This is a genomic window from Synechocystis sp. LEGE 06083, from assembly GCF_015207725.1.
GTDB lineage: Bacteria > Cyanobacteriota > Cyanobacteriia > Cyanobacteriales > Microcystaceae > Synechocystis > Synechocystis salina.
Genome location: NZ_JADEWJ010000011.1, coordinates 22387 through 29310, shown reverse-complemented (window position 1 = coordinate 29310; position 6924 = coordinate 22387). Strand labels below are relative to the sequence as shown.

Genomic DNA, 6924 nt, shown 5'->3' with positions numbered 1-6924 from the left:
TTACTGACCAAACTAATTTGCTAGAGAAGGGAAATTTTACAGTTGGGGAATTAATTGTTCCTTAACGGGAACCTCGGCGTATTCCGCCACAATTTGCCGAAATTCTTCCCCGTCAATGGTTTCTTTCTCAATTAAAAGATCCACGAGGCGATCGACTACTTCTCGTTGTTCTTGGACGATTTTGCGGGCCATTTGGTGACCCTGTTCGGCCAACTGCCGCACCTGGACATCAATACGGGTGGCTACTTCTTCGGAGTATTCAGAACGGTTCATCAAGCCACCGCCGAGAAATACTTCCCCGCCTGAACTCTCCAAAGAGATGGGGCCAAGGTTGCTCATGCCAAAACGAGTTACCATCTGGCGGGCCATTTCGGTTACCTGTTGTAGGTCACCACCGGCACCAGTGGTTACTTCGTCATCGCCAAAGACTTCTTCTTCCGCAGCTCGACCGCCCATGGCACCGGCAATGCGGGCCATCAGTTGGGATTTTGTGGTCAGGCCTTGTTCCTCGTTGGGGGTGAACCAGGTCAAACCTTGGGCTTGGCCCCGGGGAATGAGGGTGACTTTTTGCACCGGATCATGATCTTTTAACAACGTGCCGACAATGGCGTGGCCGACTTCGTGATAGGCAATTAAGCGCTTACTTTTGCTATCCACCAAGGGAGTGCCTTCCATCCCGGCCACAACCCGGTCTACGGCATCGTCAATTTCCAACAGGGTAATGGCAGATTTACGACGGCGGGCGGTGAGGATGGCGGCTTCATTCAACAAGTTGGCCAAATCAGCTCCACTGAAACCAGGGGTACGGCGGGCAATGGAGTCGATGGAAACTTCCGGCGCTAGTTTTTTGTTGCGGGCATGGACCTCTAAAATTTCCTTACGACCGGCGTAATCGGGAGCATCCACCATCACTTGGCGATCGAAACGACCGGGACGCATGAGGGCGGAATCGAGAACATCGGGGCGGTTAGTGGCGGCAATAATAATAATCCCCGTATTGCCTTCAAAACCATCCATTTCCGTCAGCAATTGGTTGAGGGTTTGTTCCCGCTCATCGTTACCACCACCGATGCCAGCGCCCCGTTGCCGACCCACTGCATCAATTTCATCAATGAAGATCAAACAGGGGGCATTCTCTTTGGCTTTTTTGAACAGATCCCGCACCCGGGAAGCACCAACTCCCACAAACATTTCTACGAATTCGGAACCGGAAATACTAAAGAATGGCACTCCGGCTTCCCCGGCGATCGCCTTGGCTAGGAGGGTTTTACCGGTACCGGGAGGGCCCACTAGGAGCACGCCTTTGGGAATTTTGGCCCCTACAGCGGTAAAGCGTTCGGGCTGTTTGAGAAAAGTTACTACCTCTTGCAGTTCTTCTTTAGCTTCGTCAATGCCGGCAACATCATCAAACATGACACCGGTTTTGGCATCCATTTGAAAGCGGGCTTTGGATTTACCAAAGTTCATGGCTTGGCCGGGGCCGCCGGGCATATTGCTGGAACGGCGGAAGAGAAAAAAGAGGGAAGCAATTAAAAGGACAGGGAAAATTAAATTACCTACAAAGCCCCAAACCATGCCATTGTTGCGGACAGGGTGGGAATCAAGGCGAATGTCGGCATCCCGCAAACGGGCAATCAATTCCGGGGCGTTGGTGGGGAGGTCGACCCGGGAACGGAGGGTCCGGTCTACTTCTGGATCACTAACTTGCACAATCGCCGTGCGGCCATTTTCATATAAATCCACACTGGTAATGCGGCCAGCATCCACATATTCTAGGAAGCGACCATAGGTCATGCGGGTGTTAGCAGTGTTGGAACCGAGGTTGGCATCTGCCCCTCCAAAGCTCCCCTGCCAGAAGAAAAAGCCGACTACCAACAGGGGTAGGGACCAAAGTAGGGCAGTTCTCCAGGAAAATTTCATATGTTAGCTCACTTTAAAAGTTAAGACGGTCGTAGGATTTAGTGTAATCGGTTAATCGTGGAACGGAGACTGAACCCCGCCATGGAGGACTAGCTCCCCGACGCCGTGGAATTGATTAATCTTGTTGACAATGGACTTTTGTAACAAAATCTTAACTAAATGTAACGTAATTCTCATAATTACGACAACCCCCTAGCCCTGGGCGGATTACCGCAGGGTCTACCGAGTGGGGAATTTGCTAGCTTGGAAAGTAATCATTGGGGGCAAGCCACCATGGGTCAGACCGTCACAGACAAGAACCTAACTCTGGAAGAATTTTCTCAGCTCCCAGAGGGGGAAGTTAGTTACGAATTCCAGGACGGCACGGCGATCACCAAAATGCCACCAAAACGGATTCATTCCTGCCTTCAACGGGCATTACTCTTCCTACTATCTGATTGGGGCAATCGGGAAGGTTGTGCTTTACCTTGGGAAGCTTACCCGGAATGGGCTATTTGTCTGCAAAAAGATGAGCAAGATTGGGCCCCCGTGCCGGATGTGACCTACATTTCCGACGGCAAACTAGCGCCCTTTAACCTAGAAAATGACTTTTGCCCGGTGGCACCGGAATTGGTGGTGGAAATTGTTTCCCCTGGTCAGTCCTTTGCAGCCATGACGGAAAAAGCTGGGGATTATCTCGCCGCTGGGGTGGAACGGGTCTGGATTATTGGCAATGCTGAAGGTACAGTGCATACTCGCCACCGTAGCTTGACCATTTTTGCCCCCGATCGCCCCCCCATTACCTACCAAGGCGATCAGCTAGTGGAAGACGACCTATTGCCCCAGTTGAGTTTTACTGTTAATGAACTATTTGCCAAAGCTAAGGTTTAAGGGGCAAAAGACTCCAAGGAAATCTAGGTAATACCAATTCAAATCAACAACTAATATTCATCCGTCGGCCGGCTAGTCCAACCAGTGAACGCTCCTAGGGTAGGAGACGTAGCCTGAGGTTGGATACCCGCCACCATGTCATCCCAAGTGCCGGTTTGGGTAATCACTGTATTGGAAGTGTTAGAGCCACATCCCCCAGAATTACTCACCTGTCTGACCATGACCGTACCCCGAACACCACCATTGCCGCCACTGCCGGACACCCCATACTCATAATTAGGGGCGAGAATAAAGGCATCCATAAATGAGCCACCGGCCAGGCAAATCTTCGGCAAATTGCTCAAATTACTGGGTAGAGGAGCCCGGCCATAAATATTAAAATCTGTCACCACATAATTGCCGCAGGAAGTTTTTGCACCCGCAGCTTCGTAGGGTATGGGGCACTCATGGACAATTTTGCCATTTCCCCCCAGATCAAGATTGCCTGTCATATGGAAAATAACCATAAAACGTTCACCCCGGTTGGCATTGGTCACCCCAGCGATAGTGGCACGGGTATCCAGGGTTTCCACCTGCATTTCCTTGCCGCCCCCAAGGTTAATGGAGCTAACGCAGTAAATATAGGCTGGCAAAGTATTACCGTTGTTTAAGGTGATATTTGTCCTAGTGTCCGTGTAGATGTTGTTGCCATCCCGCCGAGGTGAGGTCACATTGGCGTTAATGTTACCCAGGTTGTTACAACTAGCTGGCGCTGGGGGCAAAGACGGCATATCAGCATTGGTGTACTTAGCTGTATAGGTACTCCCAGAGGGGAAGCTTACCCCTCCTAAATTGCCGTTACAGTCGTTTACAAGTACATCTCCCGCAATGGTATTGTTGCCTGCCACGCTGCCACTGCTGGTATTGGTAACCCATAAACCAGGAATGTTAAAGCTCTCCGGGGGGCCTGGTTTGATGGGGATTTTTACCTCAACCCTGGAGACGGCCGCATTTGGTTGTCCTGGATTGATAGAGCCTTCCACCGTTAACACCCCTACGCCGCCATTGGGTACAGGAACTCTGCCAGGAGGCAAGACTGCACCACTGGCATCAGTATATTTATATCCAACCAAACGAAAGCGTCCCTGGGGCAAGGTTTGCCAATCGGCGGAATTGGAGACAGCACGGACATCAGTCAGAAAAGAATCATCGATTAATTTACAGGCCACATTGGTCCCCGACCAATTACGAATTTGGGTTTCAGTTAAATTTTGCCAATTAGGGACGACCGTTCCAGTACCGGTGCTGGTGTCTGTACAAGCTTGTCCCGCTGTTCGCAGGGGTAAGTCTCGGCAGGCGGGCAGGGTAGCCAAAAAACGCCTTTGGGGTTCGTTTAAAAGATTGGTAATCCTGGCTACACCGGCTTCAGCCGCATTCTGAGCTTGGGAAGTGGCCGCTTTGCTGTTGGAGTCATTTTGCTGAAACATTGACCTTTGCATGATCACGACGCCAATAATCGTCAGCACTAGGCCAACCATGATTGCCATTGGCAAGGCAAAACCACCGTTATCAGCAGGACGGCGGTAAGAAAGAATTATGAAGCGGAAAAATTTGTGAGGATTCATAAGCGGTGCCCAACCTAACCCAGGGAGCTTTTTTAACCCACTAAAATTCTGATCGGGTTTACTGGGCTACTTTCCATTATCGTCTTGATTGAGGCAATGGCAAGCTAATTTTTATGACGGCGATCGCCAGAAATAAAGATAATTCAGCAATTACCACAGGCGGCTACAAATCCTAATTTAAAGTTCAGTAAATATAGCTAGAAAAACCAAGTATTTTTAGCAAAGTACTATTTGAATAGGACAAGGAATGGGCTTGTGCCCTCCGCTCAGGGTCGAGATGGAATGATCTACGACGAGCTGTCAAACATTGTGATACCATGGGCAAAAGAAAGGAAAAACGTCCCCGATCGCCTTTTGTGGCATGGAATAGGGCGTTGCCCCGACCCGTTCAACCACGAGTCCCTATAAATAAAATTGCCAAGAAGTATGTCTAAAAAATTCTTAACAATCCTCGCTGGCCTTTTGCTAGTGGTATCCAGTTTCTTTTTGTCCGTTAGCCCCGCTGCCGCCGCCAGTGCAACGGTAAAAATGGGTTCTGATAGTGGTGCCCTCGCCTTTGACCCCAGCACCGTCACCATTAAAGCTGGGGACGAAGTTAAATGGGTTAACAACAAGCTCTCTCCCCACAATGTTGTCTTTTCCGCCGCCGATGGTGTGGACGATGCCACCGCTGCTAAGCTCTCCCACAAAGGTTTGGCCTTTGCTGCTGGCGAAAGCTTCACCTCCACCTTCACCGAACCCGGCACCTACACCTACTACTGTGAACCCCACCGGGGCGCTGGCATGGTAGGCAAGGTTGTCGTTGAGTAATCCGACGGGTCCATTCTTCCGTTGTTGATTTAAGCTTAATGCTATGGGGTCTGTCTCTAACTCCCTCAGTTTTCCCAAATGGTAGAGAAAAGTAAAATTTCTCTTGCTGATTGGGGATTGAGGGGAACGGATCGAAAGTCTACAAAACAGATTCTTGACTAAGCCATCTACTTAGAAAAACTTCTGCGTTTTGGCGATCGCATCTTTTAACCGAGATGCGATTTTTTTATCCCAAATTTCCAGGGTACCAAGGCTCGGATTAGGACAATATCTAGGAAAAATTGACGAGGAAATAAATTTGATTTTTTCTGTTCACCATATCCGAAAATCTTTCAGCATCGTTATCTAAAATGACTACCTTTACACCGATTTCTTAACCAAACACCAGGTTATCAATGATCTGTTGTAGTTGGCCGTTATCCCTAAGCTCTAGAGCAATTCTATGATTTTTGGAAGGATATTCCACTAGCAGACAGGTTTCGCACTCAAGATATTCAGCATGTCTCCTATCAGCCCCATCACAGGCATGAGCAGGATAATGAATTTCAACCTGGGTTGCGTAGGGCTGTAAATTTTTTAAATCTAAACAATCGTGAAATGAAAACTCACCAAAAGTAAAATCTGTATTTGTTTTAAGCTGATTCAAATAGCGACAGGTATTATCGAAGCGATTATCATGCAGAACTGAATTCTTAGTCTCATTTAAAACAGTCTGGGGCGCGAAACTGATCACTTTATCAAACTTGAGAAGATGACCAAATAAAATAACTGCATAGCCACCAGAGGAACAACCTATACCAACAATTTTTTTATATTTCTTCTTTCCAATTAATCCCTCTAGCCACGCTAGGGTTTCTTGCATCGTCTTCGTTTCGTTCTTGATGCCATCTAAATAGTATCGACATTGAATATCTCGAATAAACAGCTGATCAACCTGTGTATATTGTTGAAGAAAATTATGAAAAACAAAAGTCGGAATTGAATTCTTATCACCAAAGCCAGCAAAGGAAACCAGTAAAGTATCTGAATCTTGGTCTATATACCAATGGTTATCTGTGTCGGACCAAGGTTTTTGTTTCCGATCACTGTAATCTAGATCATAGTTGGGCTTATTGATCGATTTTTCTGATTCTTGGCTTAATAAATTGGGGATGTATTGTTTGAGTGAATCGGTTGATTGCAGTTTCTTTTTGCCGCCATCTTCATCAAACATAAATGATAGCAACGTATATCTTTTTCCAGAAATTACCGGTTTCACACCATGTAAAAGTTCTGGCTTAAAAATAATACAACTGCCCTTCTTTAACTTAAATTCTCGGTCAAGGGTAGGAAAATAAAGTTCCCCGCCTTCATAGGCTTCGGGGGGAGACAGAGCAATGACAAAACTTAGTTTTCTGTGCTCCATTTCCCCCTGAATGTCAGTGTGTGGATTGTAGTGACTCTTATTTTGACCATCATAAAATCCAATTTTCCAACGCTCCCTATATTGAATTGCAATATCAAACTTTTCTTTGGCTAAGCCATCCACTGCATTAAAAATAAAGGTATCAACTGGGGCGCAATCAATCCTAGAAAGAAAGCAATCCTGTCTGATCTTTTGTTTAGGATCGACACGCATACCAACTTTAGATGATTGAAACTCGTATTTTTCAAAGTTTCAAAAATATACGCGATCAAAGAATCGGGAAGTAAATTTTCTACGATGATATAGTCGATCATT

Annotated in this window: 5 protein-coding genes; 2 read left to right on the top strand and 3 right to left on the bottom strand. The window is 47.2% G+C overall.

The window, feature by feature from the left end:
- Window positions 1-36: 36 nt before the first annotated feature.
- Window positions 37-1920, bottom strand: coding sequence for an ATP-dependent zinc metalloprotease FtsH2 (ftsH2, locus tag IQ219_RS01720; protein WP_190598262.1), 1884 nt, complete (start codon window positions 1918-1920; stop codon window positions 37-39).
- 243 nt (window positions 1921-2163) lie between these two features.
- Here ftsH2 and IQ219_RS01715 point away from each other — a divergent pair, with 243 nt between their 5' ends.
- The gene (locus IQ219_RS01715) at window positions 2164-2790 is read left to right on the top strand and encodes a Uma2 family endonuclease (RefSeq protein ID WP_228016628.1); all 627 of its coding nucleotides are present in this window, start codon (window positions 2164-2166) and stop codon (window positions 2788-2790) included.
- Window positions 2791-2840: 50 nt separating this feature from the next.
- On the opposite strand, the gene IQ219_RS01710 is transcribed toward IQ219_RS01715, so the two are convergent.
- The gene (locus tag IQ219_RS01710; RefSeq protein WP_194071506.1) at window positions 2841-4394 is read right to left on the bottom strand and encodes a pilus assembly PilX N-terminal domain-containing protein; all 1554 of its coding nucleotides are present in this window, start codon (window positions 4392-4394) and stop codon (window positions 2841-2843) included.
- 426 nt (window positions 4395-4820) lie between these two features.
- Here IQ219_RS01710 and petE point away from each other — a divergent pair, with 426 nt between their 5' ends.
- On the top strand, window positions 4821-5204 hold the full coding sequence (gene petE, locus IQ219_RS01705) for a plastocyanin (protein WP_190598261.1): 384 nt from the start codon (window positions 4821-4823) through the stop codon (window positions 5202-5204).
- A 373-nt stretch (window positions 5205-5577) separates the two neighbouring features.
- Here the strand turns inward: petE and IQ219_RS01700 are convergent, their stop codons facing one another.
- On the bottom strand, window positions 5578-6822 hold the full coding sequence (locus IQ219_RS01700) for a 2OG-Fe(II) oxygenase (protein ID WP_194071505.1): 1245 nt from the start codon (window positions 6820-6822) through the stop codon (window positions 5578-5580).
- Between the last annotated feature and the right edge of the window lie 102 nt (window positions 6823-6924).

What these genes read in the sequence shown, in the direction of transcription:
- ftsH2 (WP_190598262.1), bottom strand. Translation starts at nt 1,920, where the DNA reads ATGAAATTTTCCTGGAGAACTGCCCTACTTTGGTCCCTACCCCTGTTG.
- IQ219_RS01710 (WP_194071506.1), bottom strand. Translation starts at nt 4,394, where the DNA reads ATGAATCCTCACAAATTTTTCCGCTTCATAATTCTTTCTTACCGCCGT.
- petE (WP_190598261.1), top strand. Translation starts at nt 4,821, where the DNA reads ATGTCTAAAAAATTCTTAACAATCCTCGCTGGCCTTTTGCTAGTGGTA.
- IQ219_RS01700 (WP_194071505.1), bottom strand. Translation starts at nt 6,822, where the DNA reads ATGCGTGTCGATCCTAAACAAAAGATCAGACAGGATTGCTTTCTTTCT.